General features: G+C 40.4%; 2 protein-coding genes. Both read left to right on the forward strand.

What is annotated here, in order from left to right; genetic code table 11:
- Positions 1-1,641, forward strand: a 1,641-nt coding sequence (locus F6K49_RS39015; protein WP_293105894.1) for an ATP-binding protein, incomplete at its 5' end; no start/stop codon positions are given.
- A gap of 262 nt (positions 1,642-1,903) precedes the next feature.
- Positions 1,904-2,928, forward strand: a 1,025-nt coding sequence (locus tag F6K49_RS39020; RefSeq protein WP_293105896.1) for a PD-(D/E)XK nuclease family protein, incomplete at its 3' end; no start/stop codon positions are given.

The raw sequence follows: 2,928 nt of genomic DNA on the forward strand, positions 1-2,928 counted from the left end.
GGAATTCATCGCAATAAAGAGTTTTTTGGAGTCCTCTATGACCTTACTAATCCAGAACGGCATCACCTGGCTTATCAATGGTTAAGGGGAGAAGATTTAGATGAAGAAGACCTGAAAACCCTTGGGGTCAGAGGGTCTATAGATAACGAAGACGATGCTCAGAATATCTTAATCAACTTCGGGAGAATTTCGTCATCCACCAAGCCGATTGTGCTGTGTTTTGACCAATTGGATAATATTCCTCGTTTGCCCGATGGTTCTCTGGATCTACAAGCGCTGTTTAATGTCAACTCTACCCTTAATACTCGCTTTCCCAATAACTTGTTGATTATTATTAGCATAGTCACTAATACCTGGAGAAGGAATTTAAAAAAACTTCAAGGGGCTGATCTCGCTAGACTTAGTCCTAAAATTCTGCTCAAAAACATTACCCTAGAGCAAGCGGAATCCCTCTGGGCAAGCATACTCTATCAGTTACATCAGCAAGCTGAACCAAAATCCACCTCACCGATTTACCCTTTAACTCGGCAAGACTTAGAACAAGAATTTCCTGGTGGCAAAACCACTCCCCGCCAGACCTTAAGCCTGGGAAATAAGCTAATTCAAAGGTATAAAACTCAGGTAGTTAACTCAGAGTTATCAAGGATTGACTTAATTAGTGAGGATACCGAGGGAGTTAAGATTTCAGAGCCATCAACGATTGACTTAACTAGTGAGGATATCGAGAGAGTTAGCATTTCAGAGCCATCAAAAACTGAGTCAACTACTAAAAAGGATACTGCTGGCGAATCAATACCAATAGAAGACAAACGCCTAGCCTCATTTAAATTAAAGTGGCAGAAGGAATTTCAAAAGACTGAGCAGCAAATTACCCGCATCCAAGATATTGGTGAATCGGAATTGATTGGGATGTTACGAGAGGCATTAGAAGCTCTGGAGGTTAGGGGTATTAAACCAAAATTTTTGTCCAGTAGCAAAACCTTTGCCAGTTATTCCCTAAGTTACCAGTTGCCATCACCTCAAGGACGGATCGCAGTAGTCTGGGGAGAAACTAGTAATGGTGGTAGCTTATTTTATATGATGAAGGCTTGTGATAAGGCTATTCAAGGCAATCACTGCCAAACCTTATACCTGATTCGCCATACAAAAATTAGCCTAAAACGTGATACTAAAGGGTACAAACTCTACAGCCAACTATTCAATGCTTCTAGGCATATTCACATCAAATTAGACGATCTCTCCTCTGTCCATTACTTAGCTACTTATCATAGCTTAGTTAATGATGCTTGTTCCCAAGAGTTAGTTATTGCTAATAAAACAATAACACTAACAGAGTTAAAGAGTCTAATCCGAGAATCAGTAATTTTGCAGGATTGTCCTTTACTAAAGGATTTGAATATTATTTCTATAGTAGATAATAAAGTACCCCTTAATCCAGTTAAGGAATTTGTGTTAAATGTCCTCAAACAAGACCAAGTAATTGGTCTTAAGGTTTTAATTAAAACTACTCACCGTCAATTTAATCGGCTCAAAGAAATAGAAATTCAACAACGGATTAAGGAACTTTGTCAGGAAAATGAACTAAAACTTATCCCTGTGGATGGTTCCCCAGAAACACAATCAGTATATTTGGTACCGTAAGCTATCAGCTATCAGCAATCAGCTATCAGCAATCAGTAATCAGTAATCAGTAATCAGTAATCAGTAATCAGCTTAAGCGCTACGCGCACGCTACTTGAGGTGCTATCACAGGCTAGAAGCCTGTGCCACGCTACTTGAGGTGCTATCACAGGCTAGAAGCCTGTGCCACACTACTTGAGGTGCCAAAGGCTGACGGCTGACGGCTGACGGCTGACAGCTAACCATTATTTTACCATAACAAAAATTCGGATAACAAGCACCAATGTACCTGACTCAACTAGCCCAGCTCCGAGAGTTAATCCTTAATTTATCAGCAGAAAAAATCCTCTGGTTAGATACGGAAATAGCTGACTGGAATACCCCTAATCCTAGATTATCTCTGATTCAGGTATTGGCTGATCCAACAGATAGAAATGGTGACAAAGCTTACATCTTAGATGTATTAGACAAACCGGAAGTAGTGCAATACTTTGTTAACCATATTATGGTTAATCCTAACATTGAAAAAGTCTTTCACAACGCTAGTTTTGATTTACGCTATCTAGGGGGTAAAGACCAAGCTAAGAATGTCACCTGTACCTATAAAATAGCTAGAACGCTGACGAATAAGAAACTGTCTAATCCATTACAGGTATCCAATAATAAACTAAAAACCCTAGCGCGAGAGCTGTGCAATTTCGCTAATGTCGATACAGAGGAACAAAGTAGTGATTGGGGAAAACGTCCGCTAACCCAAAAACAGCTAAAGTATGCAAAACTCGATACAGTGTATCTAGCCCATGTCCATAGCCGCTTACTAGAAATTGCCAAAAATAGCTCGAATCCAGAGCAGATGGTCACCAAAAAATCACGGACGCAACAATCAGAATCCCCTGGCTTCAGTGTTACCCAAGTTAGGGTAGCCATTGAATGTCCTCGCTTATTTTATTTGAGTCAGCGCTTTGGTGGAAAAACCCTATTTATACCACCATCCAACTCACCAGGTATTGGGACAGTATTCCATCAGCTATGTCAACAGTGTACTGACACACTAAAGCAAGATTCCCGATTTCAAGCCTTATTTTCTGCCACAGCAAGTCAGCTAGACCAAAGCCAGATTAGCTCTAAGATCCAAGCGCTACTGTATGAGCTAGTGGTTTTCCCCAAAATCAATACCAATCCAGATATAGCCTCGATCTTACTTCAACTGTGGCAAGGATTAAAATCACTAATTCCCCATTGGACTCAACTGCTAGTTACTAATCGACCCTATTGTCAGCCAGAGGCAGTAATTTGTACCCCCTTCGT

The organism is Moorena sp. SIO3I6 (assembly GCF_010672095.1).